Origin of the sequence: Methylibium sp. (genome assembly GCF_013817345.1) — a bacterium.
Lineage (GTDB): Bacteria > Pseudomonadota > Gammaproteobacteria > Burkholderiales > Burkholderiaceae_C > Methylibium.
Map to the genome: position 1 here is coordinate 73618 of NZ_JACDCW010000002.1, position 26394 is coordinate 100011.

The following is a 26394-nucleotide window of genomic DNA, read 5'->3' on the forward strand; positions in this document are numbered from 1 at the left end:
CCCGCCATGACTATTCACACCATTCTCAAGATGGGCGACCCGCGCCTGCTGCGCATCGCGCAGCCGGTGCACGAGTTCGACACGCCCGAGTTGCACGCGCTGGTCACCGACATGTTCGAGACCATGGAGGCGGCCCGTGGTGCAGGTCTGGCGGCGCCGCAGATCGGCGTCGATCTTCAACTGGTGATCTTCGGTTTCGGCAGTACCGATCGCTATCCCGAAGCGCCGCCGGTGCCGCGCACCGTGCTGATCAATCCGCAGATCACGCCGCTCACCGACGCGCTCGAAGAGGACTGGGAAGGCTGCCTGTCCGTGCCCGGCCTGCGAGGCGTGGTGCCGCGCTTCGCGCGCATCCGCTACCGCGGGTTCGATCCCGAAGGCCAGCCGATCGACCGCGAGGCCGAGGGCTTCCACGCCCGCGTGGTGCAGCACGAATGCGACCACCTGATCGGCACGCTGTACCCGATGCGGGTGCGCGATTTCAGCCGGTTCGGCTATACCGACGTGATGTTTCCGGGGCTCGACGCGCCCGACGACTGAACGAGTCCGGCGCTCCTTGCGGGCGTGCGTCCGAGGACGTGCCCGGCTACTTCAGCAAGGGCTTGAGCACCGGCCACACATTGGCCAACATCAGCGGCTGCGCCGATTCGCGCGGGTGGATCCGGTCGGACTGGAACAGCTCCGCCGCATTCGCCACGTCGGCCACACTCTTGAGCAGGAAGGGGACAAGCGCCACGCCCTGATCCTTCGCAACGCTCGCGAACAGCGCCGCAAAATCGTCCGAGTAAGCGCGCCCGTAGTTCGGCGGCACCTGCATGCCCAGCAGCAGCACCTCGGCACCGGCCGCCTTCGATGCCTGCGTCATCTCGGCCAGGTTGCGCTCGGTCATGTCGAGCGGCAGGCCGCGCAGTGCGTCGTTGCCGCCGAGTTCGATCACGACGACATCGGGCTTGTGCTGCGCCAGCAGGGCCGGCAGGCGCGAACGCCCGCCGGCGGTGGTGTCGCCGCTGATGCTGGCGTTGACCACCGTGGCCCCGATCTTCTCGGCGCCCAGCTTCTTCTCGAGCAGTGCGACCCAGCCGCTGCCGCGCTTCAGGCCGTATTCGGCCGACAGGCTGTCGCCCACTATCAGCACCACCGGCCGCGCCGTCTGCGCCTGCGCGGCCAGCGGTGCGGCGATGCAGCCCCACAGCCCGACCGCGGCGGCCCGCTTGATACAGTCCCTTCGGCTCAAGCCCATCCGGAGTGCTCCTTTCAACATGCCCGATTCCATCATCGCCGTCGAGCACGTCAGCAAGCGCGTGCAGGATCCGAGCGGCGAACTGACCATACTCGACGACATCGATTTCGCGCTCGCGGCGCAGGAATCGGCTGCCATCGTCGGGGCTTCCGGCTCGGGCAAGAGCACGCTGCTGGCCATCATTGCCGGGCTCGACACGCCCAGCGAGGGCCGGGTGCGGCTCGCCGGCACCGACCTTTTCTCGCTCGATGAGGACGCGCGCGCCGCGGTGCGTGCCCAAAGCGTCGGGTTCGTGTTCCAGAGCTTCCAGCTCATGAGCAACCTCACGGCGCTGGAGAACGTGATGCTGCCGCTGGAGCTGCAGGGCCGCGCAGACGCGAAGGCGCAGGCCACCGAGATGCTCGCGCGCGTGGGTCTCGCCCAACGTCTCGGCCACTATCCGCGCGTTCTGTCCGGCGGCGAACAGCAGCGCGTGGCGCTGGCCCGCGCCTTCGTCGTGCGGCCGGCCGTGCTGCTGGCCGACGAGCCCACCGGGAGCCTCGATTTCGCGACCGGCGAAACGGTGATCCAGCTGATGTTCGAGCTCAACCGGGAGCAGGGCACGACGCTCGTGATGGTGACGCACGATCGCAGCATCGCGGCGAGGTGCGACCGACAAGTGCAGATCGAGGCGGGCCGGCTGATATAGCCGGTGCGCCGGCGCAGACGGCCGAGCAGCCGTTGCGAAGCAAGGCACCTGCGGGCGGAAACGCGGCAGACGGTCTCCCAGCAGATCGCCGCCAGCGGCCTTCCATAATCGTCGGATGTCTCCCTCAAGAATCCTCTTCGGCTTTCACGCCGTCTCCATTCGCCTGAAAACCGCGCCCGGCTCGGTCGTCGAGCTCTACGTCGACGGCACCCGGCGCGACATGCGCATGAAGCAGTTCCTCGACCGCGCCCGCGAAGCCGGCGTGCGCCTGCTGGAAAGCGACGAGCTGCGCCTGCAGGCCCTGTCGGGCACTCATCGTCACCAGGGCGTCGTCGCCAAGGTGGCGCCGCTGCCGGTGAGCAAATCGCTCGATGACCTGCTCGATGCGGTGGAGGGCCCGCCGCTGCTGCTGGTGCTCGACGGCGTGACCGATCCGCACAACCTCGGCGCTTGCCTGCGCGTGGCCGATGGCGCCGGGGTGCACGCCGTGATCGCGCCCAAGGACCACGCGGTCGGCGTGAACGCCACGGTCAGCAAGGTCGCCAGCGGGGCAGCCGAGACGGTGCCTTACTTCATGGTCACCAACCTGTCGCGCACCTTGGGCGAGCTGAAGGAGCGCAACGTCTGGACGGTCGGGCTCGCCGACGATGCGCCGCGCACCCTCTACGCCGCCGACCTGCGCCAGCCGCTCGCACTGGTGTTGGGCGCCGAGGGCAGCGGGCTGCGCCAACTCACCCGCAAGACCTGCGACGAAGCCGTCAGCCTGCCGATGGCTGGTGCGGTAGAAAGCCTCAACGTCTCGGTGGCCAGTGGCATCTGCCTGTACGAGGCGGTGCGCCAGCGCGGTAGCGCCTGACGCCAAGCGCCATGGCGCAGGAGGCGATCGAAGAAGTGCGCGGCTGGCTCGCCGAAGCGCCGCACATCGCCGTGCTCACCGGCGCCGGCATGTCGGCCGAAAGCGGCATCGCCACGTTCCGCGACGCCTTGACAGGCCTGTGGGCTCGCTTCGACCCGCAGCGGCTCGCCTCTCCCGAAGGATTCGCGGCCGATCCAGCGCTGGTGTGGGACTGGTACGCGAGCCGCCGCGCCGGCGTGATGGCGGCCAAGCCGAACGCCGGCCATCGCGCCCTGGCCGACTTCGAACGCCGCCATCCCGGGCGGCTCCACGTCGTCACGCAGAACGTCGATGACCTGCACCAGCGCGCCGGCAGCGAGAACGTGATCCGCCTGCACGGCGACATCCTCGAAGACCGCTGGTTCGATGCCTGCCGCCGCCACGCCCGCGGCGGGAACGTGTGCGATCCAAGCTGGGCCGAACCGGGCAGCCCGCCGGCCTGCGCCGATTGTGGCAACCGGGTGCGCCCCGGCGTGGTGTGGTTCGGCGAGGCCTTGCCGGTGGCCGCGCTCGAAGCGGCCGAACAACTTGCGCGGCGCTGCGCCGTGATGCTCGTCATCGGCACCTCCGGCGCGGTGCATCCCGCGGCCGGCCTGGCCTACACCGCGCGCCGCGCAGGCGCAAAGGTGGTCATCGTCAATCCGCAGCTGAGCGAGCTCGATCCGCTGGCCCTGCGTCGATTGCAAGGCACCGCCGCCGCGCTGCTGCCGCTGCTGTTGGCCGAGGAGCCGCTCGCGGCATAGACTGGCTTCATGCCGGTCACCCTCGTCACGCACCCGCTGGTCAGGCACAAGGTCGGCTTGCTGCGCGCCACCGACATTTCGACCAAGAAGTTCCGCGAAATCACCCAGGAGCTGGCGCGCCTGATGGCTTATGAGGCGACCGCCGATTTCCCGTTGGAGACGGTGACGACCGAATGCTGGAGCGGGCCGGTCGAGATCGAGCGGATCAAGGGCAAGAAGGTCACCGTGGTGCCCATCCTGCGCGCCGGCCTCGGCATGCTGGACGGCGTGCTCGACATGATTCCCAACGCGAAGATCAGCGTGGTCGGCCTCTCGCGCAACCACGACACCCTGCAGCCCGAGCACTACTTCGAGAACCTGGTCGGCTCGCTGGCCGAGCGCACTGCGCTCATCATCGACCCGATGCTGGCCACCGCCGGCTCGATGATCGCCACCGTCGATCTGCTCGAACGCAAGGGCTGCCGCGACATCCGCGCGCTGGTGCTGGTGGCCGCGCCCGAGGGCATTGCGGCGCTGAACGCGGCGCATCCGTCGCTGCGCTGCTGGACGGCGGCCATCGACAGCCATCTCGACGAACACGGCTACATCATCCCGGGCCTGGGCGACGCAGGCGACAAGATTTTCGGTACCAAAGGCTGAGGTGGCCAAGGGCAGGGCGCTGCCGTGCAAGGCCCCTTTTCAGGTCAACCGGAACCGGTGCGGCGCAGGCGCCGTTCGGCCCACACGCTCAGCCCCAGCGCGGCGATCACCCAGGCCAGCCCGACCCAGTGCAGACCGTTGTAGAGCTGATGACCCTGCGCACCCGCCGCCGCCTGCGCGGCGACCATGGCGCCGCCGCCGGCCGCACCCACCGCCTGCCCGAGGTAGATGGCCGAGGTGTTGAGGGCCATCAAGGCCGATGCCTGAGCCGGCGCGGCTTGTCCGAGGCGGACCTGCTGCGCCGAATTGGCCGCGAAGATGCTGAAGGCCCACGGCACCACCACGCAAGCCATCGACACATAGCCGCCGGCCAAAGGCCAGAGCAGCAGCGAAAGCGCGACCGCGCCGAGCAGCACCGGGACCGCACGCGCCGCGCCGATGCGGTCGACATGGCGCGAGAACAGCACATTGCCGACCAGGCCGAAGGCGCCGAACCAGGCGAACAGCAGGCTGATCTCGGTCGCCCCGGCGCCCAGCGCTTCCTTGTAGTACGGCGCAAAGTAGGTGAACACCGTGAACTGGCCGGCGGCCGACAAGGCCGTGACGGCCACGATGGCCATCAGCACCGGATGCGTCAGTACCCCGCCCCAAGCGCGCAGGTTCATGGCCGGCGGCCGCACGCCGTCGGGCATGACGCGCCACACCCATACCGCACCGCCCGCAGCCAGCAGTGCGACGAGGGCAAAGGCCCAGCGCCAGCCGACCGATTCGCCGATGAAGCTGTGCAGCGGCATGCCGAACACCGAAGCGACCGACCAGCCCAGGAAGATGAAGGTGATGGCGCGTCCGCGCTGCGCTGGCGGCGCCAGCCAGCCGATCGCCGCGGCGGCCTGCGGGGTGAACACCGCAGCGGCGAGCACGGATAGCGCGCGCACCGGCGTCAGCGCCGCGTAGCTGGGCATCAGCGCCGAGGCGGCATGGCCGAGCGCATACCAGACCAGCGTCAGGGTCAGCAGCCGCCGGCGGTCCCAGCCGCCGACGACCGCAGCGAGCAAGGGTGCGCCGACGCACATCACCACCGCGGCGATGGCGATCAGTTGCCCGCCGAGCGCCACGCTGACCTCGAGCGACTGCGTCAGGTCGTTGAGCGAACCGGCCACGACCATGACGCCGCAGCCGATGACGAAGTTGCCGAACATGAGCGCCCAGCGGGCGCCGCGCAGCGTGTCGGCGGGCGGTAACGCGAGGGCGGCATCCTCGGCGGCCTTTGCTTGAAGGCCGCCGGGCGTGTCAGCCACGCATGACCCGCAGCGCCTCGGGGTTGACGATGTTGATCGGCGTGCCCGCGATATAGCTCACCACGCTGTCGAAGGCGGCACTGAAGTAGGCCTCGTAGCTGTCGAGCTCCACATAGCCGATGTGCGGCGTGCACACCGCGTTCTCCAGCCGCAGCAGAGGGTGGCCTTGCAGGATCGGCTCGCTCTCGAACACATCGATCGCCGCCATGCCCGGTCGGCCGCGATTGAGGGCGGAAACCAGCGCGCCTTCCTGCAGGAGTTCGGCGCGCGAGGTGTTGACGAACAGAGCCGTCGGCTTCATTCGCTGCAGGTCCTCGAGCGCGATGCCGCCGCGCGTGGTTTCGGCCAGCCGCAGATGCACCGAAAGCACGTCGCTGGCCTCGAACAAGGCCTCTCGCGAAGTGGCAGAAACACAGCCTTCGGCCTCGGCCTTGGCGCGCGAAGCCTCGCTGCCCCAGACCAGCACCTGCATCCCGAAGGCGCGCCCGTAGCCGGCCACGATCTGACCAATGCGGCCGTAGCCGAGGATACCCAGCGTCTTGCCCGCCAGGCCCGTGCCCAGCGCGAAGTTGGGCGGCATTGAAGCCTGCTTGAGCCCCGACTGCTGCCAGGCGCCGTGCTTGAGCGTGCCGATGTACTGCGGCAGCCGGCGCATCGCCGCCATGATCAGCGCCCAGGTCAGCTCGGCCGCCGCCACCGGCGAACTCGGCCCTTCGCTCACCGCGATGCCCAGCCGCGTGCAGGCCTCGACATCGATGTGCGGCCCCACGCGGCCGGTCTGGGCAATCAGCTTGAGCTTGGGCAGCTTCTCGAGCAACTGACGGGGAAAATGCGTGCGTTCGCGGATCGGCACCAGGACCTCTGCGTCCTTGAGCCGCACCGACAACTGGCCGATGCCCTTGACGGTGTTGGTGAAGACCTTGGCATTGCAGCCGTCGAGCTTGGTGGCACAGGGCAGTTTGCGAACCGCGTCCTGATAGTCGTCCAGGATGATGATGTTCATGGGGCAGGGCAGGGGTCGCGCCGTGGTGGCGCGACGGCTCTCGATTGTGCATGCCGAGCCGGCGCCCTGCCGCAACCGGTAGCATCCCGCCGGCCCTTGAAGGAGAAGCGCAATGACGATTTCCATGCATTCGGCCAGCGTGCCGGTTTACCTCACGATGCTCGGCAACCTTTCGAAGTGGCTCGACAAGGCGGTCGCGCACGCCCAGGCGCAGCAGGCCGATCCTGAGGCACTGCTCGCCGCTCGCCTGGCGCCCGACATGCTGCCGCTGCTGCGGCAGGTGCAGATCGCCTGCGACAGCGCCAAGTTCGGCGTGGCGCGGCTGGTCGAAGGCGTTGCGCCGACGTTCGACGACAACGAGACGACCCTGGCGGCACTGCAGCAGCGCATCGGCGCCACCGTGGCCTACATCAAATCGGTGCCGCGCGACAAGGTCGACGGCAGCGAAGCGAAGCTGGTCACCGTGCCGCGCCGCACCGGCGATCCGCTGCAGTTCACCGGCGAGCAGTACCTGATGCACTTCGCGCTGCCCAACTTCTATTTCCACATCACCACCGCCTATGCGCTGCTGCGCCACAACGGCGTGGAGCTGGGCAAGAGCGACTATCTGCGAGGGCAGTGAGGCGCGCGGAGCCTCATTGCCGTCTGGATACGGCAGAGAAGCTCCGCACCAACACCGATGCGCTCGGCGGCTGCGGCCGCTAGCCTTGCCGCATGAAGTGGATCAAGTGGGGCCTGGCCTCGCTGCTGGGGCTGTTGCTGGCCGCGGCGGCGGCGTTTGCCGTGTACCGGCACCTCGCCTTGCCGGTCACCGAGGGCCGCCTGGTGGTGAGCGGCTTGCGCGAAGGCCTCACGATCGAGCGCGACCGGCACGGCATCCCGACCATTCGCGCCGGCTCCGTTGAGGACGCCTGGTTCGGCCTGGGCTTCGCCCATGCGCAGGACCGGCTGTGGCAATTGGACACGCACAAGCGCACGGGTGCCGGACGGCTGGCCGAGGCCTTCGGCCCGCCCGCGCTCGAGGCCGACAAGTTCCTGCGTGCGCTCGGCGTGCGCCGCAGCGCGGAGCAGCAGTGGGCGCAGGCGAGCCTGGCCGTGCGCGCCATGCTGAGCGCCTATGCCGCCGGCATCAACGCCTACCTGGCGGACCATGTGAGGGCGCTTCCGCCCGAGTTCCTGCTGCTCGGCTTGAAGCCCGAGGCCTGGAGCCCCGTTGACAGCCTGGCGTGGTCGATCATGATGGCCTGGGACATGGGCGGCAACTCGGGCAGCGAGTTGCTGCGCATGCGGCTGGCGCTGAACATGCCGGTCGAACGCATCCAGCAGCTGCTGCCGCCGTATCCGGGCGACGAGCCGCTGACCACCAGCGACTATGCGGCGCTGTACCGGCACCTCGGCGTGGCCGGCCCGAAGCCCATGGCGGTTCGCGACACTGCGGCGGCCAAACCGCTGCCGTGGCAGATCGAGGCGGGCGTCGAAGGCACGGGTTCGAACAGCTGGGCGGTGGCCGGCTCGCGCAGCGTGACCGGCCAGCCGCTGCTCGCCAACGATCCGCACCTCAAGCTCAGCGCGCCGGCGCTGTGGTATTTTGCGCGGCTCGAGGCGCCCGGCTTTCGTGTAGCCGGCGCCACCATGCCGGGGCTGCCGGTGGTGGTGCTGGGTCAGAACGACCATGTGGCGTGGGGCTTCACCAACACGGGGCCCGATGTGCAGGATCTCTACCTCGAACGCGTCGACGAGCGCAACGAGGATCGCTACGAGACTCCCGAAAGCTGGGCCCGCTTCGAGCGGGTTCTCGAGACGATCAAGGTCAAGGGTGCCGCCGATGTGAGCTTCACCGCGCGGCGAAGCCGTCACGGCCCGGTGATCTCCGATGCCGGCGGCCCGACCGAAGGGCTCACGGGCACGCCCGGCGCGGCGCGCTACGCGGTTGCGCTGCGCTGGACGGCCCTCGACGCCGATGCTTCCAGCACGCTCGATGCCGTCCTGGCCTTCAACCGGGCGCGCTCGGTCGACGAATTGATCGAGGCCTCGGCCGCGTACGTCGCGCCGATGCAAAACATCGTGGTCGCCGACGCCGAACGCATCGCCATGGTCGCCGCGGGCCGCGTGCCGCTGCGCCGCCCCGACAACGACCTCAAGGGCCTGAGCCCGGCGCCCGGCTGGGACTCCCGGTACGACTGGGCCGGCTTCGTGCCGGCCGGCGAGACGCCGCGCGAACGGGCGCCCGCGCGCGGCTGGATCGCCACGGCCAACCAGCGCATCCACGGCCCGCAATACCCGCACTTCATCACCAGCGAATGGGCGTGGCCGTACCGGCAGCAGCGCATCGAGCGGCTGCTCGATGTGAGCCCCTTGCACAGCCTGGACAGCCTGGCGGCGATCCAGGCCGACGTGTTGTCGCCCGCCGCGCTGACCCTTCTGCCGGTGCTGCGCCGGGCGCAATCGAGCCATCCGCTGGCCGAGCGGGTGCAACGTGAGCTCGCCACTTTCGACGGCACCATGGCCGCCGATCGAACGGAGCCGCTCGTGCTGTGGGCCTGGGTCCGGCAGCTCACACGCGGTGTGTTTGCCGACGATCTGGGGCCGGCGCTGTTCGATCGCGAGCTCGAGAAGCGAGGTTTTCGAGAAGGTCTCGAAGCGGTGCTGAGCCGCGACGACGGTTACTGGTGCGACGATCGCCGCACGCCCGGCCGCGAAAACTGCACCCAGCAGGTCGACGCTGCGCTCGACCGGGCGCTCGACGAGTTGCAGGCTCGCTTCGGTGCCGATCCGGCCGCCTGGCGCTGGGGCGACGCACACATCGCACGCGCCGAGCACCGCCCGTTCAGCAACGTACCCCTGCTGTCGCGCTGGTTCGAGTTGCGCACGCCGGTGGGCGGCGACACCCACACCGTCAACGTCTCGCGCGTGGGCCTGCGGCCCGACGCCGTCACCGGCGAGCTCTACCTCGACGAGCACGGCCCGAGCCTGCGTGCGCTCTACGACCTGGGCGACCGGGCCAAGTCCCGGTTCATCCACTCGAGCGGGCAGAGCGGTCTGGCCTTCAGTGGCGACTACCGCAGCTTTGTCGAACGCTGGGCAGGCGGTGAGTATTTGCCGGTGTGGGGCGACGGCAAGCCGGGGCGGGTGCTCCAACTAGTGCCGAACTGAGGACCTGTCGACGCTGCGGGAAGGCTCGCGCCCGGCCCGCCGCCCCCGCCGGGCGGTCGCCAACGTTGCAACGCGCCAACGGCACCGACCGGCGGTTGCGCAGATATGCACAGGCGGGGCTTCGGCAGTGCAGGGCGGCTGCGCCGACCCTCAAGCCTAGCCCCGACCAGACCGACATTCCAGGAAGGCCGGCTTTGCTGCTGCCCTTACTGGAGAAACGATGAAGGTTGAAACCGGCAGTCCGGACACCACGGCGCTGCGAGCACAACTGATGGCGGCGGACCCGATGCAACGCGCCATGGCGCTGCACGCGATCGAGCTCGAGCTGAAGGGAGGCCACGCTGCACCGTCTCGGGCGTTCGCCAAGGAAGTCGAACACTTCACCGCCCGTGGCATCCCGTTCTATGCGCCGCAGGACCGTCATTTCCGCGACTGGGTCACGCGTGCGGTGTCGTATTGGGAGAAGCTGCGCAGCGGCTCCGCACAAGCGATGAGCAGCGCTGCTGAACGCGAGGCGGTTCGAGCACCCGTCTAGTACGGCGGGCGTTGCCGCTCTCGCGTGCGCGCCGGGCAATGCATGACCTGTTCAAGCCGAGTGCGCCTTTACCCAGGCGACATAGCGGTTCATCCAGTCCTGCAGGAACTTCCGGCTGTCGGGGCCGACGTTCCCGTCCGGGTCGAACAATCCTTCCTTCGCCTGGAGGAAGGCTTCGGGCTGGCCGAGCGTTGGCATGTCGAGGTAGGCGAGGATGATGCGCAAGTGCTGTTGCGCCACCGCCGTGCCGATCGCGCCGACCGAAACCCCCAGCACACCGGCGGGCTTGCCCGCCCAGGCGCTTTGCCCGTACGGACGCGAAGCATGATCGATCGCGTTCTTGAGCACACCCGGGATCGAACGGTTGTATTCGGCCGTGACGAACAAGACGCCGCATGCCGCCTTGATGTCACCTTTCAGTCGCTTGACCGACTCGGCCGGATTCGCGTCGTCGTCCTGGTTGTAAAGGGGCAGGTCGTCGATCCGCAATTGCTTGAAGGAAAACTCCGTGGGCGCCAGCTTTGCGATGGCCGTGGCCAGCTTGCGGTTGAAGGAATCGCGCCGGAGGCTGCCGACCATCACGGCAATCGGGTACTGGCTCATGTCGTCTCCTGGGGGTGCAAACACGTTCGAAGACGCGGCTCGTTGCCGCTGCCCGGTTGGTTCGCATCATCCGCTGCCAGGTCACTTCAACATGCCGAAGGGGTCTCCATGGCATGCAGCCGCATGCCCGTCTCATCCAGGGTGAACGTGCGGGCGCGACCTTGAGCCTTGGCGCGGTACAGCGTCGCGTCCGCGCGTGCGAGCATCGCCTGCAAGCTGTCGTCGAACGCGGTGCGCATGGCGATGCCGGCGCTGTAGCTCAACGCAAAACCGAGTTCGCGGGAGGCGGCGTCGGTCAAGCGCTCGCGCAAGCGCCGGTCGAAAGCGTTCGCGGCAGCGCTGTCGGCGTGGTTCATCAACACGCAGAACTCCTCGCCGCCATAGCGGCCCACGACATCGCCGGTGCGGGCCGTGGCCAGCAGCGAGTTGGCGACGAGTCGAAGTGCACGGTCGCCAGCTTCGTGGCCGAGCTTGTCGTTGATCTGTTTGAAGTGGTCCAGGTCGATCATCACGACGGCCAGCGGATGGTCGTAGCGCACGCTGACGGCCAGCTCGATATTCGCCTTGGCAAGCCAGGCCCGTCGATTGAACACGCCGGTCAGGCCGTCCAGGGAAGCCAGACGCTCGAGCGCGAGAGCGGCTTCGTCACGGTGCGCGAGCAAGATGCCCACGAGCGACAGCACGCTGGTCGCATTTGCAACGATCGCAAACGCATAGTTCACGGGGTGCGGCGACAAAAAGCTCGGATACGACTCGGTGAAGAACGCACCCAGCAAGCCTCGCCAGGCCGTGACCACCATCTGTGCGAGCAGGCTCACGACGAGGAGCCAGCGCCATCTGCCTACGGGCACGGCCGGCGTCCGCGCAAGGGACGCGGCGACCATTGCCATCTGCAGTGCCAGCAAGCCGTTCGCCCACCCGACCCTGAAGGGATAGCTCGAAAAGCCGAGCGCATACCCGACCGGCAGCACAACGGCGATGAGCGTTGGAATCCGAACCAGGGCAGGGCGACCACACCACAGGTCGAAGGCACCCGCGAGCAGCGCGAGCCCTCCGGCAAGACAGGCCATCGACAGTGAGGAAAGAAGACGATCTGCCCACGCACCGCTTTCCACCAAACCGGAAAGGAGCAGCAGCACCCATCCGAGCGCCTGCAGAACGACTCCCGCCTGTGCTCGTTGCGCCGCCGCGTTCACCTTGCCCATCACTGCAGGCAGCGCGGCCGCCATGGTGACGAGGCTGACGGTCAAAGCCAAAAGCAGAAACGCAATGTCGTTAGGCATAGAGAGTCGACTGGGACGCAGACACGCCGTGGGGACGGCCGCGAGATTCTGCGGTAGTCGACAGGCCGGCGTCTCTGCAATCGCTGCGGTTCGGCCAGAAGTCGCCGGAAAATTCTTCAGGCCTAACGCAGAGATGTGAATGCTGGAGCGCCCGACAGCATGAAGCACGCCAGATCAGCGAAACGCTCTAACAGTTTACATAATATACATTAGCGCGGTTCAGTGAAGCCGCCGGTCGGGCCTTTCTCCTATGAGATTCAGGCCGTACAGCCTCGCCGCAGCGCCCCGGACGCTGCCAATTTGGCAGTGCCTGATGGACGACCTCGGCAACCCGCCGGCACCTTACATCGCGTGGGTGCTGGGAGTTGGCGTGGCTCGGCCGAACTTCAGGTGCCGAGCAAGGTGCCTTTGGCCAATCCGTTGGTGCGAGCGAATTCGCCGCCGGCCAACTTCTTGCCGTCCTCGCCGCGCGCTCGCAACACTTCGATGACGCCGCCTTGCGCCGTCACCTTGAAGCTGGCCTCGGTGACTTCAGACACTTCACCGATCTTTCCCGCCACATCGGCGAAACGGCGGAACAAGTGCTTGCGTGCATCGAAGATCTGCACCTTCTTGCCGTTCAGCGTGGTCCAGGCACCGGGGGCGGGATTGGTGCCGCGGATCAGGTTGTAGATGAAATCAACGTGGTTCGACCAGTGGATGCGCGCCTCCGCGTCGCGGCACCAGCCTTCGTAGCTTGCCTGCGACTCGTCTTGCACCGTCTCCGTGTGTTTGCCGGCAAAGACCAGATCGGCGGCTTCGAGCATCGCCTTCACGCCCATCGGGGACAGCTTGTTGAAATAGACCTCGCCGATGGTTTCGTCCGGACCGATGTCGCAGGTTTTCTGCAGGATCAGCGGGCCCTCGTCGAGGCCCTCGGTCGGACGAAAGATGCTCAGGCCGCCTCGGGTATCGCCGCGGATGATCGGCCAGTTGATGGACGACGGGCCCCGGTACTTCGGAAGCAACGAAGGGTGGTACTGAATGGTGCCGAGTCGCGGCAGTTGCACGAAGCTGTCCGGCGCGAACTGGAGCACGTAGGCCATCACGCCGAGATCGACGTTCAGCGCCTTCAGCGCCTCATGGGCCTCGGGCACTTTCAATGAAGAAAACTGGAATACCTTCAGCCCGCGTTCCTCGGCCGCCGTGCGCAGCGGATCAGGCTTCGCACCTGGCTTTTCCGGCGCGCAGAACACGCCGGCCACTTCGTCGTTGCGCTCCAGAAACGCTTCCAGCACGGACTTGCCGAAATCCTGCTGCCCGATGATCGCTAACTTCATGGTTCGATTCCTTTCGTGTTTCAGACCTGCGGAGTTCAAGACCGCACGATGCAATGTGTGCTTGCGGCTCAGGCGGTCAGTGCGGGCAAGGCCTGCTCGCAATCGGCGATCAGATCGTCTGCCGCCTCTAACCCTATCGCAAAGCGAACCAGCATGCCCTGCCCCGCCCCGGCCCCTGTGCCGCGCAGGGCGGTCAGGTCGTAGGGCACGACCAGGCTCACCGGCCCGGCCCACGAATAGCCAAGCTTGAAGAGCCGCAGCGTGTCGAGAAAGGCATCGACCTGCGCCTGCGTGTAGCGAGCGTCGAACACCACCGAAAACAAACCCGCCGCGGCACGGCAGGCGCTCGCCCAGTGCGCGTGACCCGGAGCCCCTTCGAAAGCCGGATGCAGGATCTGCACAACCTCGCTGCGGCCGTGCCACCATGCGGCAAGCCGGCGCGCCGCGGCGTCCTGAGCGGTGTAGCGCAAGACCAGCGATGGCAGCGAGCGCAGCACGAGCTCTGCATCGTTGGCGCCGACGCCCAGCCCCAGGCGCATGTGCGTTGTTTTCAGGCGCTGGTGCAGCGCGTCGTCGCGCGTCGTCACTGAGCCCATCAGCACGTCGGCGCCGCCGGAGGCGTACTTGGTCAGCGCTTGCATGGAGATGTCGACGCCGCAATCGAAGGGCGCGAAAGCGATGCCCGCGCCCCAAGTGTTGTCGAGCGCCGTAATGACGTCGCGTGCCTTGCAGGCCGCAACCAGCCCTGCAAGGTCGGGAAACTCCATGGTCACCGAACCGGCCGCCTCGAGCCACACCAGCTTCGTCTGCGGGCCGATCATGTCGGCGAGTGCGGTGGCATCCAGGGGGTCGTAGAGGCGGTGTGCAACGCCCAGGCGCGCCAGTTCGTGTCGTGCCAGTTCGCGGCTCGGGCCATACACGTTTGCCGGCAGCAGCACTTCGTCGCCGGCGGCAAGAAGCGCCAGATCGACCAGGGCGATGGCCGCAAGCCCGCTAGGCGCAAGCAGCGTGTGCCGCCCGCCTTCGAGCGAGGCGATGCGCTCCTCGAGCGTGAAGGTGGTCGGCGTGCCGTGCAGGCCGTAGGTGTAGCCGGTCTTGTCCTGCCAACGACGCGCGCGCAGTGCAGCGGTGTCCTTGAAGATCACCGTCGAGGCCTTGAACACGCCCGGCGGCACGGCGCCGAAACCGGCAGGCGGCTGGTAACGATGATGGATCAGGCCCGTGGTCAGCCTGTCGGTTGCGCTGTCGTTGTCGCCTTCGCTCATGGCCGTCGCCTCACACCGGCTGCGCGACGAGGTCGTGCCCTTCGGTGCCGACGATGCGCGCCCGGGTGAACTCCCCCACACGCAGTTGCTTGGAAGCCTTGAGCGGCGGCAGCAACCGCACCACGCCATCGATCTCCGGCGCATCGGCATAGCTGCGGCCGATGCCGCCTTTGCGGCCGAGCGCCGGTGCCGAGTCGGTCAGCACCTGCATTTCGGCGCCGACCCGTTCCCGCAACTTCGCGGCCGAGACCGCTTCGGCCACCGCCATGAAGCGCGCGCGGCGTTCCTCCCGCACCTCGGCGGGCAAGGCGCCCAGCAAGGCGTTTGCACTGGCACCTTCGACCGGCGAATAGGCGAAACAGCCGGCATGGTCGATGCGCGCCTCGCGCATGAAATCGAGCAAGTAATCGAACTCGCTTTCAGTCTCGCCCGGAAAGCCGGCGATGAAGGTCGAGCGCACGACGATCTGCGGGCAGGCCTCGCGCCAGCGCTGCAGGCGCTCGAGGTTGCGCTCGCCGCTGGCCGGGCGCTTCATGCGCTTGAGCACGTCGGGGTGAGCATGCTGAAACGGCACGTCCAGGTAGGGCAGCACGCGTCCGGCCGCCATCAACGGCAGTATCTCGTCGACGTGCGGGTACGGGTAGACGTAGTGCAACCGCACCCAGCCACCGAAGGGTTCGGCGATCTCGCCGAGCTTTTCGACCAGCTCGGTCATGCGCGTGCGCACCGGCCTGCCGTCCCAGAAGCCCGTACGGTATTTCACGTCGACGCCGTAGGCCGAGGTGTCCTGGCTGATCACCAGCAGCTCCTTCACGCCGGACTCGAACAGCGCGCGTGCTTCCGACAGCACATCGCCTATCGGCCGCGATACCAGGTCGCCACGCATGCTGGGAATGATGCAAAAGCTGCAGCGGTGGTTGCAGCCCTCGCTGATCTTGAGATAGGCGTAGTGCTTGGGCGTGAGCTTCACGCCGTAGGCCGGCACCAGATCGACGAAGGGATCGTGCGGCTTGGGCACATGCAGGTGCACCGCATCCATGACTTCCTGCGTCGCGTGCGGTCCGGTCACGGCCAGCACCTTGGGGTGAACCTGGCGCACCAGATTGCCGGCACCGCCCTCGCCTGCCTTGGCACCCAGACAGCCGGTGACGATCACGCGGCCGTTGGCGGCCAGCGCTTCGCCGATGGTGTCCAGGCTTTCTTTCACCGCGTCGTCAATGAAGCCGCAGGTGTTGACGATCACCAGGTCGGCGCCGGCGAAGGTCTTGGACGTTGCATAGCCCTCGGCGCTAAGCTGCGTGAGGATCAGTTCCGAGTCGGTCAACGCCTTGGGACAGCCGAGCGAGACGAAACCGATCTTCGGCACGGCGGCGGACGGGGCGGGCGCAGCCGCGGCGGGCGCTTCGATCAGGGAGCTTTCGGTCATGACCGCATTTTCGCCGATGCGGTGCCGGCGTGCGCCGTCGCTACTTCTTGCTGCCGCCGATGCCGAAGCCGGGCGGGAACAGCTGCCCGGCCTGCTTGTGCATCTGCTCTTGCATCTGCACGAAGAGCGTCTTGGACTGGTCGAGGTAGTTCGTCATCAGGCCCTGCATCATGGGCGCCTGCACATTCATGAACTGCGTCCAAACTTCAGGACCGAGATTCTTGCCGCCGGTGACGCCGGACTGTTCCGAAAAGCGGCTCTGCATTTCGGTGAAGGCCTGAATATTCTTTTCCAGGTAGGAGCCCATCAGGCCCTGCATGGTGTGGCCGTAGAAGCGGATCATGTTGGCCAGCATCTCGCTCGAGAGCATGGGCACGCCGCCGGTTTCTTCTTCCAGAATGATCTGCAGCAGGATGCTGCGTGTCAGGTCCTCGCCGCTCTTGGCGTCGCGCACCACGAACTTTTCCTGCTCGAGCACCATGCGCTTCACGTCCGCCAGCGTGATGTAGCCACTGCTGCGGGTGTCGTACAGCCGCCGGTTCGGGTATTTCTTGAGGATGCGCAACGCGACCTCGCCTGTTGCGGCCGAATCGCCCTCCTCCTGCGGCGGTGCGCTGCGCTGGGATCGCGCCTTGCTCTGCGTCATGCGTTCGACTCCTCTGAGGCGGCCGATTCTAGGACGCGCTCGCTCGCATTCTCGGGGGTTTTCCCGCCGCGCCGCCGCACTGCGGCGTCAGTCGATACTGAGGGTGCCCCTTCGCCGCCAACCACGGCTGCGCTCTCGATTCGACCCAGCCCTGCAGGAGCCGCCATGACCCCCGAGCTCGAGTACCTCGTCTTCACCACCGTCTTCACTGCGTTGATGTGGGTGCCCTACACCGTCAATCTGATCCTGGTGCGCGGCTTGAAGGATGCCGTCGGCTATCCGGAAAACCCGAAGCCGATCTACGCCTGGGCGCAGCGCATGAAGGCGGCGCACTACAACGCAGTGGAGAACCTGGTGGTCTTCGCGGCGCTGGTGCTCGTTGCGCATGCAGTCGACGTGCACAACGCGGTGACGGTGATGGCCTGCGTGGTCTTCTTCTGGGCGCGCGTGGTGCATTTCCTGGCCTACAGCTTTAAGGTGCCGTGGGTGCGCACGCTTGCCTTCGTGTTTGGGTTCGTCTGTCAGATGGCGCTGGCGTTCCAGGTGCTGACCTGAGGATCGGGTCCGATCAACCCTTCGTCGTTCGCCGCTACGCCTTTCATCGCGGGCACGCCGTCTGCTCGGCTAAGTTGCTGCAAGACACCGAAACGATGGACGCCAGATTGTTCTTCCCCGCCCCGCCTGCCCGTGTGCTCGCCATGCTGCGGCTCGTCGCGGGGTTGCTGCTGTGTGCTTCGCTGGCCGTCGCATCGGCTGCCGGCCTGACGATCACCAGCCCGGCGCCCAAGGAAACCATCCACGACAACTCCGGCGACGTCAACGTCGTGCTCAGCGTGGAAGATGGCGCGGTGCTGCCGCCGGGCTACCGTATCCGCCTGCTGCTCGACGGCGAGCCGGCGGCGCCCGACAACAGCCGCACACGCTTTCAGCTCTCCGGCGTCGATCGCGGGAATCATGAATTGCAGGCACTGATCGTGGACGAAGACGGGCGGGTGCTGACCCGCTCTGCGCCCGTCACGTTCTACATGTGGCAAGCGTCGAGACTCAATCCGCGCGGGCCGTAAGCCTGACACGGGCACTCGCATCGCTCCCAATCCTGATGCTCGCTCTACGTGCTGTCTTGCGGGAGTGGTCGACACTGCGGACCATGCCTGCGAAGATTTTATGCGCTGAGAGCAGTGCGCTGCCGACCGAACTTGCCGCGATCGACTCGGTCCCCATGAGCCGCGCATGAGCCGCCGCACCGCCTTCAAATTGGTAGCTGTCGGCGTGCTGCTGTTCGGCCTTTTTGCGCTGGTCGGTTTCGTGGTGGTGCCCGCACTCGTCGAGCGCCACGCGCCGGCGTATGCCGCCGAACGGCTCGACGCCGAGTTGACCGTCGGCGACACCGGCTTCAATCCCTTTTTGTTGCGCTTCGTGGCGCAGGATCTGCAGCTTGCGCGCAAGGCCGACCAAGAACCGTTGCTGACGCTCGAGCGGCTGGTCGTCGATCTCGACTGGTCGAGCCTGTGGGCGCAAGCCTGGAAGCTTTCCGCCCTGCGCCTGCAAGGCCTGCACGTGCGTGCCGAGATCGACGGCGACGGCCGCCTCGACTGGGCCGGCCTGTTGCGCCCTCGGGAAGATGAAGCGCAGCAATCGCCGCCGCCGGTTCTGCACGTCGAGCACGCCACCGTGGAGGCCGGCCGGCTCGCGCTGACCGACCTGCGGGGTCCCACGCCCGCCAGCGTGACGCTCGGCAACATCGAGATCGAAGCTTCCGACATCTCGACGCAGGGCGGCGAAGAGCGCCCGGAAGGTCGATACCGCCTAAGCGCTGTGATAGCCGAGGATGGCAGCTTGCGCGCGCAGGGCTCGATCGTGCTGCAGCCGGCGCTTCGCTCGGCCGGCGAACTGCAAGTGACCGGCCTGAACGTGGCCGCCGTCTGGCCGCTGTTGCGCGCTTCGCTCGGTCTCGATCTCGCACCGCCGGCGAGCGCCTTGAGCGCAAAGACGCGCTATGCGTACTCCGCCACGCAGGCTGCCCCGGCGCTGACACTCGATGCCGCCGAACTGCAGCTGACCGGCGTGGCGCTGCAGCCGACGGGCGCTAGCTCTCCCTTCTTGAGCCTCAAAACCATCTCCGCCACTGGCGGCCGGCTCGATCTGCAAACACACGAGTTGGCGTTCGCCGAAGTCGTCCTGGACGATGGCGCACTTGCCCTCGAGTTCGACAAGGAGGGCCGGCTCGACTGGCAGGCGCTGGGCGAGCCTGCGGCGGCACCGACTGACGAAAAGAATGCACAGCCAGCCGACGAGCGCGAGCCGGCGGAACAAGACGCGCCGCCGTGGCGGGTCCGCATCGAAGCGCTGCGTGTGGAAGGCGTCGCGCTGCGGGCTGCCGACCGGAGCCGGCCGATTCCGCTGGTCCTCGACATTGCGAAGCTCAGCGGCACAACCGGCGTGGCGCTCGATTTCGGTCCCGGTGCAGCGCGAACCCGGCTCAGCGCGCTCACCGCGCAACTCGAAGCGCCAAGGCTGGCTGCCATCGGCGCAGCCGAGCCGCTGCTGGCTTTCGACACGCTGTCTGTTGCCGGCGCTGGGCTCGACACCGGCGAGCGCAGCATCCGGATCGGCGAGATCGCCGCCCAGGGTGGGAGCGCCCAAGTGGAACTGGCCGAAGGCGGTCAGCCCGGTCTCCTGCAAGCCTTGCGCTCCGGCGAGGCACCCGTCGAAACGGCGCCTGCCGAGAGTGGCCAACCCGACCGCGGGTCCGGAGAACCGGAACGCCAGCCCGACTCGGCACAAACCGGGCGATCCGAGCCGCCTCGCGTCGGCTCAGATGCCAATGCCAATGCCAATGCCAATGCCAATGCCAATGCCAATGCCAATGCCGGTGCCGACGCGCCGACCGACTGGCGCTACGCGCTCGACGCCTTTCGCGCCAATGGTGTGGCCCTGGCCCTGCGCCACGGCGGCTACGAGCCGGCCATTGAATACACCGCCGAGCTGAAGGACGCCACCCTCGCCAACATCGCCAGTGCCGCCGACACGCCGATGCAACTCGACGCGCAATTGGCGCTGGCCGGTGGCGGCAGCTTGACGGCCAAAGGAGCCATCGCCCAAAGCGGCGAGAGCGGCGACGTCGAGCTCCAACTCGACCGGCTGCCGCTGCTCCCCTTGCAACCGCTGCTCGCACGCCATGCCCGGCTGGAGATGCGCTCGGGCCTGCTTTCGGCGAAGGGGCGGCTCGAACTGCGCCCCGGCGAGACCAACGGCTTCGCGTTGCGCGCCACCGGCGACGCGACGGTCGACGCCGTGCGCATCGACGAGGCCGACTCGGAGGAGCGCTTCCTCGCCTGGCGCTCGCTGCAAGCCGAGGGCGTGACGCTCGACACCGCCCCCGGCCGCCTGACGATCCGCGAGATCGAAGTGCAGGAGCCCGGCGCCAAGCTGGTCATCGCCGAGGACCGCTCGGTCAACCTCACGCAAGTGATCCGCGACGATCCGAATGCCGCCGCGCGCACTGCAAACCCTCCGGCGCCGGAAGAGGTGCCCTTCGAAGTGGCGATAGAGCGCATCCGCATCCAGCGCGGCGTGCTCGACTACGCCGACCTCAGCCTGTTGCTGCCGTTCTCCACGCAGATCACGTCGCTCAACGGCAGCATGCTTGGCATCACCACCGCTCGCGGCGAGCGGGCGCGCGTGCAGGCCGCCGGGCAGATCGAGCCCTTCGGCTCCGCGCGCGTGAACGGCAGCCTGCTGCCCTTCGCGCCGACGGAATTCCTCGACCTGCGCGTGCGCATGAACAACGTGGCGATGCCGCCGCTCTCGCCCTACACGGCCACCTTCGCGGGCCGCACGGTGGCCGAAGGCAAGCTCTGGCTCGATCTCGAATACCGCATCGAGAACGGCCAACTGCTCGGTGAGAACAAGATCCGGCTCGACGACTTCCGGCTCGGAGAACGCGTCGCAGCGCCCAACGCGCTCGACGTGCCGCTCGATCTGGCCGTGGCGCTGCTCACCGACGCGCAGGGCCGCATCGACGTGGCGGTGCCCGTGCGCGGCGATGTCGGCGACCCGGAGTTCGACATCGGCGCCCTCGTGCGCGAGGCGCTCGGCAGTCTGCTCAAGCGCGTCGTCACGGCGCCGTTTCGCGCCCTCGGCCGGCTGTTCGACGGCAAGGACGGCGACGAGCAGCTCGCCCAGATCGAGTTCCGCGCCGGCAGCGACGCGCTGGCGCCGCCGCAGCGCGAAAAACTCGAAGAGGTGGGGCGCGCCCTCGCAGAGCGACCCCGGCTGCAGCTCGCCGTGAGCGGCACGTATGCCGCCGAACGCGACACGCAGGCGCTGCGCCGGCAGGCGGCACGCCGCGAGTTGGCACGCGTGCTGGGCGACGAGCCGGCCGCAGGCGAATCGCAGGGGCTGATCGCGTTCGGAAGCGAACGCACGCAGCGCGCACTCGAAACGCTGCTGGTCGAACACGCCGGTGAACAAGCGCTGCGCGAACTGCGTGCCGCGCCGCCCCAGCCAGCGGCTGCAGCCAGCGGAGCGGAGGCGAGCACCGGCCGCCCGGGCGGTGCGCAGCCCGATGACCTGTACCGCACCATGTTCGAGCGCATCGCCCAGAGCTTTCCCCTGCCCGACGCGGCCGTGCAACGGCTCGCGGCGCGACGTGCCGACGCGATCCGCGACTACCTGATCGGCAAGGCCGGCGCGCCGGCCGATCGGGTGAAGATCGGGCCGATCCGGTCGGTGGAAGAGACGGAGGGCCGCACCGTCAGCACGAAGCTGACACTCGACGCAGTGGCGCCGCCAACAAGCTCGGCGAACATGGACAGCGGTGCAGCGTTGCGGTGAAAACCGGACGCATCGCTCGGCAGCAGCACTGCCGCCGAGGCCCGTCGCATCCGATGATGAACCGGCTGCGATTCAGAAACGGCGGGCTGCGGCGTCCTGGACCGGCTCGTCAGCGCCCCTCCAGACCGACAGAACGCCTGCGACGGGCATCGGCGAAACCGGAGGCGGACTCCGGGCGATGCTGCCGATGCTGATGAAGCCCGCCAATGTCTCCGCGCTCTCGACACCGAGCGCCTCGCGCAGCCGCGCATCGGCGCAACGCTCTCCGCTGAGGATGATCGCTCCGAAGCCCATGTAGTGCGCGGCCAGCAACACGTGCCCCAGCGCCGCCCCGGCCGCGAGCCACTGCTCGTGCGGCGGCACCACGACGTTGCGCCTGGGCCGCACGACGAAGCCGAGGACCACCGGCGCATGCGTTGCATGCTCCCGGGCCTTGGCCAGGTCCTCCGTTGAAGCGAGCGGATCTCGCCGCAGCTTTTCTTCCTCGAACAAGCGGGCCAGCCGCGGTCGCTGCGCGCGCGCAAACTCGATCAGCCGCCACGGCAGCAAGCCGCCATGGTCCGGCGCTCGCAGCGCCGCGCCGACGATGCCTTCGAGCTGTTCGGGCGACGGACCCGGGCCGCACAGGCGCTTGGGGGACACCGAGCGCCGGGTCAGCATCGAGGCGAGCACGGAAGTGGCGATCATTCGAGATTCCTCCGGTGAAAGGAGAAGGGATCAGGCTTTGCCGTTGCTCACGTTGTCGTAGGAGCGCCGCTTGGTCGATACCGTCCGCTTGTACTCGTCGATCGAGCCCACACGGCGAATGCTGGCCCAGGTGCCCTTGTAGTACGGGATGACGTTGCGGTCGGTCCATTCCGTCGTCACGTCGCCCGCGATGCCCTTGACGTAGCCGAACACCATGAAGGTCTGCCCGGGTTTGGCATCGACGACCGGGTAGGCCATCGCGAAGGTCGAGCCGTAGTCGTTCCACACCTCGACCACGTCGCCGGCACCGGCGCCCACCGCCTTCATGTCGTCCGGGTTCAGCTCGATGTAGGCCATGGGGTAGCGGCCCTTGATGAAGCTGTCGTACTGGTTGTGATAAGCCGTCTGCCAGATCTCGTTGTTGCGGCCGTTGTTGATCCAATACTTGTGCTTGGCCTTTTGCGTTTCCACCGGCTTGGGCAGCCCCGGCCACGGCGCGGGCTTGAACTGCGCAATGCCGTCCTTGGTGCCGAACTTCTCGGTGTAAAGCATCGTCGTGCCGATCAGCTTGCCGTCTTTCACTTCCTTGATCGGAAGCTGTACGCCGTCGTTGCCGGCGGCGCGCAGCAGCGCGTACGTCGCAAGGTGGCCGGTGTCGTCGCCCTGGCTGTCGATCGGCGGCGCGCCGGGGCGGCCGGCGCGGCGGAAGCCGTCGTTGAAGGCGTCTTCCTCCGTTTTCCAGTCGAAGCCGGCGAAGCGCTCGGCCATCTTCGCGTTGCCTTCGGTTTGATAGAGCGTGCGCACCTTGTTGGCAATCATTGCGGCGATGAGGCAGTCGGGTTGGGCGGCGCCCGGCGCGTCCATGAACTTCTCGCTCAGGCGCATGCGGCGCTCGCCGTTCATCGAGGTCAGATTCATCTCGCCGGGATGCGCGGAGGGCAGCATCAGATGCGCCGCCTCAGCCAGCATGGTCGGGTACAGGTTGATCGACGCGACGAAGAGGCCGCCCTGCTTCGTCGCTTCGTAGATCACATCGACCATCTGCTGCGGCGTCGCGCCGCGCGCCTTGGACATGGCCGCCTTGACGATCTGGCTGCGCCTGAGCACCGCCTCGCGCAGTTGCTGCGAGTTGTTGCTGGTCTGGAAGTTGTTGCAGGCCCACCAGGTCATCATCCGGCCCCTGCCCTGGATGAGCTCCTGATCGACATAGATCTTCTCGCCGGTGGGATGCGGCGGGCGCGTGTAGCCCTCCTGGTGGCCTCCCATGCGCACGACGCCGGTGCCGCGGCGGCCGCCCACGTTGTGCGTGGCCAGCACCAGATCGACCATCGCCGACTGGATCAGGTAGTTATCGTTGCCCCAGATGATTCCCTTCTCGTACGCGTGCATGGTGCGCGGTCGCGCGCCGCCGGCCTTGGGCTGGTAGGCCCACTCGGCCGCCTGGCGCAGTTTGGCGACGGACACGCCGGTGATGCGCGAGCACTCGTCGAGCGACAGGCGATTGGCCTTGACGGCCTCGTCGAATCCCTTCGTGCGCTTGGCGATGAAGTCCTGGTCGTGCCAACCCTGCTCGACCACGTGCGTCAGTAGGCCGTTGAACAGCGCGACGTCGGTGCCGGGCTGCAGGTCGAGGTGCAGCACGTTTTCCTTGCCGGCGGCCGTTTCGGCCACGGAGAGCGAGACCGTGCGGCGCGGGTCGATGAAGATGATCTTCGCCGGCCCGACGGCCTCGTTGCCGAACAGCTTTTTCTTCTTCTCCACCGTGTTGCCCTGCAGGTTCGGCAGCCAGTGGTTGAGGAAGTAGTTGGTCTGGTTCTCGTAGGGGTTGTTGCCGGTCGAGATGATGACGTCGGCCAGTTGCGCGTCCTCGTAGCTGTTGTTCAGCTCCATGACGCCCATCTCGCGCGTCGCGTGGCATTCCGAGTTGTAAGCCGGGCGGTTGTGGATGCGCACGGTCGGCGTCTGGATGGCGCTGAACATCAGCTTGCCCGAGCCCCAGGTGTTCTCGAAGCCGCCGCCGGCGCCGCCATGGTCGAAGGCGGAGAAGGCAATGGCGTTCGGCCCGTCGGTATCGAGCACCTTCTTGATCAGGCCGGCGTAGATCGCCAGGGCGGAGTCCCAGTCGATATCGACCCACTGATCGCCCGTGTAGAGCCGGGGCGAAAGCATCCGGTCGGCCGCGATGCCGTCGGCCGTGTACATGTAGCTGGCCATCTTGCCGCCGCGCGTGGAACTCAGGCCGCTGTTCACGACGCACTGCTTGTCGGGAATGATCATGATGTTCGAACGCTTGCCGGACTTGTCCTCGATCACGTTCGTCATGGCCGGCGTCATCGTCACGGCCAGCGGCGGCAGCTGCTGCGTGAAGTCGAGGCCGAGCGCGTTCTGGCTCGCGGCGCGGCCGCCCTCGCTGCCCTCGTCCCATTTGTAGACGTGATAGCCGCATCCGACGATGCAGAAGTGGCAAGTCATGTTGGTCTTCTGCGCGCCGGTCGGCGGCAGGGCGATGCGGTCCTTGCGGTTCGTCATGGCAGCCTCCTCAGAGCACGTTGGACTGGCGGCCGTAGATCAGGCCCTGCACGCCGGTGGCGGTGATCGCCCCGTCGCTGGCGACAGCGAGGCTGACCTGCGGCAGGTTCTCCGTGGCCTGACCGCAGATCATTTGCCCGCCCATCTCCGGGTCGAACTGGCTGTAGTGGCAGCCGCACTTGAAGGACTTCGCCTGCACGTCGTAGCTGACCGGGCAGCCCATGTGCGTGCACAGGATGCTGTAGGCGACGATGTCGCCCTCCGGCCCAACGCCGCCTTGCACCTTGTGGCCCATCTTGAGCATCGTGCAGGGCGAGGCGTCGTCCGGGTACGTGAAGCTCACGGGTTCATTGACCTTCAGGCCGGAAGCCATGGCGACCGGCTTGCGGGGATACGGCAGGGTTGTGCGGCCGGCTTCGACCTGAGCCGCCTGCGCAGCGCCCGGGCTGGCGATGGCGACGCCGGCGGCGGTGGCCCCGGAGACTTTGAAGAACATTCGGCGGCTGACGGTGGAATCCATGGGCTCCCTCTCGGTTGGATGACGCGCTCTTTGCTGACGCCGTTCAATGTGCGAGAAACATGCCGCTTCGGCTGTGCTGGCCAAGTCCTTGATCCGAAACGACTTTTCCCCACGCCCGGAAATTGGCGTTACGTCGTCGTAACGCGGGTTTGTCCGATCTGTCGGTGATGCGTTACCTCGCCGTAACCTTCGAATAGAGGAGGAGGCAGCATGAAGCGACGCCAGTTCATTCACGCGGGCCTGCAGGCCTGCTGGCTCGGCCCGGCAAGCATGGCCCGGGCACAGCCGAACGTCGGCGCCTCGAGCGTGCTGCGCTTCGGCACCACGCCGGTGTTCCTCGACGACCAGACGGGCTTTCTCGCCCGGTGGGCCGGCTACCTCAGCACCGTCGCCGGCATGCGCGTCGAGTTCGTCTCCCGGCGCAGCTACCGCGACATCATGGGTCTGCTGCGAAGCCAGGAGCTGGAGGCGGCCTGGATCTGCGGCTATCCGTGGGTGATGAACAAGGCGCAGCTGCGCGGCCTGTCGGTGCCGCTCTACCGCGGCGAGCCGCTGTACCAGTCTTACCTGATCGTGCCGGCGACCGATGCGGACACAGCCTCGGTGCTCGATCTGCGCGGCAAGGTCTTCGCCTACTCCGACCCCGACTCCAACTCCGGCTACCTGGTGCCGCGCACCACCTTGATGAAGGCCGGCGTCGATCCCGACCGGCATTTCGCGCGCAGTTTCTACACCTGGGGCCATCGCAACGTGGTCAGCGCGGTGGCGGCAGGGCTGGCACAGGCGGGCGCCGTCGATGGCTACGTGTGGGACACCCTGCAACGGGTGGCGCCGGCCCTGGTCGCGAAGACGCGCGTCGCATGGCGAAGCGAGTTCTACGGCTTTCCGCCGCTGGCCGTGCGGGCCAGCCTCGACCCCGAGATCGAGCGCCGGCTGCAGGGCGCCCTGCTCGGCATGGCCGACGATCCGAACGGCAAGGGACTGCTGAGCGAGCTCAACCTGAGCGGCTTCGGCCGCTTCGAGCCGGCCTTGTTCGAAAGCATCGCTGCGCTGGCTGCGCTGAGCGGTGCACGAGTGGGATAGGAC

At 67.6% G+C, this 26394-nt stretch carries 24 protein-coding genes; 12 read left to right on the top strand and 12 right to left on the bottom strand.

Annotation, left to right across the window (positions count from 1 at the left end):
* Positions 1–6 precede the first annotated feature (6 nt).
* Positions 7–540, top strand: coding sequence for a peptide deformylase (gene def, locus H0W40_RS00840; RefSeq protein WP_292442107.1), 534 nt, complete (start codon positions 7–9; stop codon positions 538–540).
* Positions 541–586: 46 nt separating this feature from the next.
* Here the strand turns inward: def and H0W40_RS00845 are convergent, their stop codons facing one another.
* Entirely contained in the window at positions 587–1240 is a 654-nt protein-coding gene (locus tag H0W40_RS00845) for an arylesterase (RefSeq protein ID WP_292442108.1), read from the bottom strand.
* Between the two features lie 19 nt (positions 1241–1259).
* Here H0W40_RS00845 and H0W40_RS00850 point away from each other — a divergent pair, with 19 nt between their 5' ends.
* From H0W40_RS00850 to upp, 4 genes are all read left to right on the top strand, one after another.
* The gene (locus H0W40_RS00850) at positions 1260–1928 is read left to right on the top strand and encodes an ABC transporter ATP-binding protein (protein ID WP_292442109.1); all 669 of its coding nucleotides are present in this window, start codon (positions 1260–1262) and stop codon (positions 1926–1928) included.
* Positions 1929–2043: 115 nt separating this feature from the next.
* Positions 2044–2784 carry a 23S rRNA (guanosine(2251)-2'-O)-methyltransferase RlmB gene (rlmB, locus tag H0W40_RS00855; RefSeq protein WP_292442110.1) on the top strand — a complete coding sequence of 247 codons (741 nt, stop codon included), beginning with the start codon at positions 2044–2046 and terminating at the stop codon, positions 2782–2784.
* 11 nt (positions 2785–2795) lie between these two features.
* Positions 2796–3566: an NAD-dependent deacylase gene (locus tag H0W40_RS00860; RefSeq protein WP_292442112.1), complete on the top strand. Its 771-nt coding sequence runs from the start codon at positions 2796–2798 to the stop codon at positions 3564–3566.
* 9 nt (positions 3567–3575) lie between these two features.
* The gene (gene upp / locus H0W40_RS00865; protein WP_292442114.1) at positions 3576–4205 is read left to right on the top strand and encodes a uracil phosphoribosyltransferase; all 630 of its coding nucleotides are present in this window, start codon (positions 3576–3578) and stop codon (positions 4203–4205) included.
* Positions 4206–4249: 44 nt separating this feature from the next.
* Here the strand turns inward: upp and H0W40_RS00870 are convergent, their stop codons facing one another.
* On the bottom strand, positions 4250–5404 hold the full coding sequence (locus H0W40_RS00870; protein WP_292442169.1) for an MFS transporter: 1155 nt from the start codon (positions 5402–5404) through the stop codon (positions 4250–4252).
* 91 nt (positions 5405–5495) lie between these two features.
* A complete protein-coding gene (locus tag H0W40_RS00875; protein ID WP_292442115.1) occupies positions 5496–6506 on the bottom strand; it encodes a D-2-hydroxyacid dehydrogenase family protein in 1011 nt (336 codons plus the stop codon).
* 112 nt (positions 6507–6618) lie between these two features.
* Here H0W40_RS00875 and H0W40_RS00880 point away from each other — a divergent pair, with 112 nt between their 5' ends.
* From H0W40_RS00880 to H0W40_RS00890, 3 genes are all read left to right on the top strand, one after another.
* On the top strand, positions 6619–7128 hold the full coding sequence (locus H0W40_RS00880; RefSeq protein ID WP_292442117.1) for a DUF1993 family protein: 510 nt from the start codon (positions 6619–6621) through the stop codon (positions 7126–7128).
* Between the two features lie 92 nt (positions 7129–7220).
* Positions 7221–9659 carry a penicillin acylase family protein gene (locus H0W40_RS00885; protein ID WP_292442118.1) on the top strand — a complete coding sequence of 813 codons (2439 nt, stop codon included), beginning with the start codon at positions 7221–7223 and terminating at the stop codon, positions 9657–9659.
* A gap of 220 nt (positions 9660–9879) precedes the next feature.
* The gene (locus H0W40_RS00890) at positions 9880–10194 is read left to right on the top strand and encodes a hypothetical protein (RefSeq protein ID WP_292442120.1); all 315 of its coding nucleotides are present in this window, start codon (positions 9880–9882) and stop codon (positions 10192–10194) included.
* A 51-nt stretch (positions 10195–10245) separates the two neighbouring features.
* On the opposite strand, the gene H0W40_RS00895 is transcribed toward H0W40_RS00890, so the two are convergent.
* From H0W40_RS00895 to phaR, 6 genes are all read right to left on the bottom strand, one after another.
* Positions 10246–10797 carry an NADPH-dependent FMN reductase gene (locus H0W40_RS00895; protein ID WP_292442121.1) on the bottom strand — a complete coding sequence of 184 codons (552 nt, stop codon included), beginning with the start codon at positions 10795–10797 and terminating at the stop codon, positions 10246–10248.
* A gap of 86 nt (positions 10798–10883) precedes the next feature.
* The gene (locus tag H0W40_RS00900; RefSeq protein WP_292442123.1) at positions 10884–12026 is read right to left on the bottom strand and encodes a GGDEF domain-containing protein; all 1143 of its coding nucleotides are present in this window, start codon (positions 12024–12026) and stop codon (positions 10884–10886) included.
* A 440-nt stretch (positions 12027–12466) separates the two neighbouring features.
* Complete coding sequence (locus tag H0W40_RS00905) at positions 12467–13501, bottom strand: methionyl-tRNA formyltransferase (RefSeq protein WP_292442125.1); 1035 nt, start codon at positions 13499–13501, stop codon at positions 12467–12469.
* Positions 13468–14664, bottom strand: a complete 1197-nt coding sequence (locus H0W40_RS00910) for a PLP-dependent transferase (RefSeq protein ID WP_292442127.1) — start codon at positions 14662–14664, stop codon at positions 13468–13470. The genes H0W40_RS00905 and H0W40_RS00910 overlap by 34 nt, the downstream gene beginning before the upstream one ends.
* Positions 14665–14674: 10 nt before the next feature.
* Positions 14675–16090, bottom strand: coding sequence for a 30S ribosomal protein S12 methylthiotransferase RimO (rimO, locus tag H0W40_RS00915; protein ID WP_292442128.1), 1416 nt, complete (start codon positions 16088–16090; stop codon positions 14675–14677).
* 40 nt (positions 16091–16130) lie between these two features.
* A complete protein-coding gene (phaR, locus tag H0W40_RS00920; RefSeq protein WP_292442129.1) occupies positions 16131–16736 on the bottom strand; it encodes a polyhydroxyalkanoate synthesis repressor PhaR in 606 nt (201 codons plus the stop codon).
* A 165-nt stretch (positions 16737–16901) separates the two neighbouring features.
* On the opposite strand from phaR, the gene H0W40_RS00925 reads away from it, so the two are divergent.
* The 3 genes from H0W40_RS00925 to H0W40_RS00935 all read left to right on the top strand — a co-directional run bounded on the left by H0W40_RS00925 (position 16902) and on the right by H0W40_RS00935 (position 21572).
* A complete protein-coding gene (locus tag H0W40_RS00925; protein ID WP_292442131.1) occupies positions 16902–17291 on the top strand; it encodes an MAPEG family protein in 390 nt (129 codons plus the stop codon).
* A 95-nt stretch (positions 17292–17386) separates the two neighbouring features.
* The gene (locus H0W40_RS00930; protein WP_292442133.1) at positions 17387–17800 is read left to right on the top strand and encodes a hypothetical protein; all 414 of its coding nucleotides are present in this window, start codon (positions 17387–17389) and stop codon (positions 17798–17800) included.
* A 166-nt stretch (positions 17801–17966) separates the two neighbouring features.
* A complete protein-coding gene (locus tag H0W40_RS00935) occupies positions 17967–21572 on the top strand; it encodes a DUF748 domain-containing protein (RefSeq protein ID WP_292442135.1) in 3606 nt (1201 codons plus the stop codon).
* Positions 21573–21644: 72 nt separating this feature from the next.
* On the opposite strand, the gene H0W40_RS00940 is transcribed toward H0W40_RS00935, so the two are convergent.
* From H0W40_RS00940 to H0W40_RS00950, 3 genes are read right to left on the bottom strand one after another with little or no spacing between them, the layout of a single operon-like run.
* Entirely contained in the window at positions 21645–22259 is a 615-nt protein-coding gene (locus H0W40_RS00940) for a nitroreductase family protein (protein WP_292442137.1), read from the bottom strand.
* A gap of 30 nt (positions 22260–22289) precedes the next feature.
* The gene (locus H0W40_RS00945; RefSeq protein WP_292442139.1) at positions 22290–24788 is read right to left on the bottom strand and encodes an arsenate reductase (azurin) large subunit; all 2499 of its coding nucleotides are present in this window, start codon (positions 24786–24788) and stop codon (positions 22290–22292) included.
* A 10-nt stretch (positions 24789–24798) separates the two neighbouring features.
* Positions 24799–25308 carry an arsenate reductase (azurin) small subunit gene (locus H0W40_RS00950; RefSeq protein WP_292442141.1) on the bottom strand — a complete coding sequence of 170 codons (510 nt, stop codon included), beginning with the start codon at positions 25306–25308 and terminating at the stop codon, positions 24799–24801.
* Positions 25309–25518: 210 nt separating this feature from the next.
* Here H0W40_RS00950 and H0W40_RS00955 point away from each other — a divergent pair, with 210 nt between their 5' ends.
* Positions 25519–26391 (top strand): PhnD/SsuA/transferrin family substrate-binding protein, encoded by an 873-nt coding sequence (locus H0W40_RS00955; protein ID WP_292442142.1) that lies wholly within the window; start codon positions 25519–25521, stop codon positions 26389–26391.
* The last annotated feature ends 3 nt before the right edge of the window (positions 26392–26394 follow it).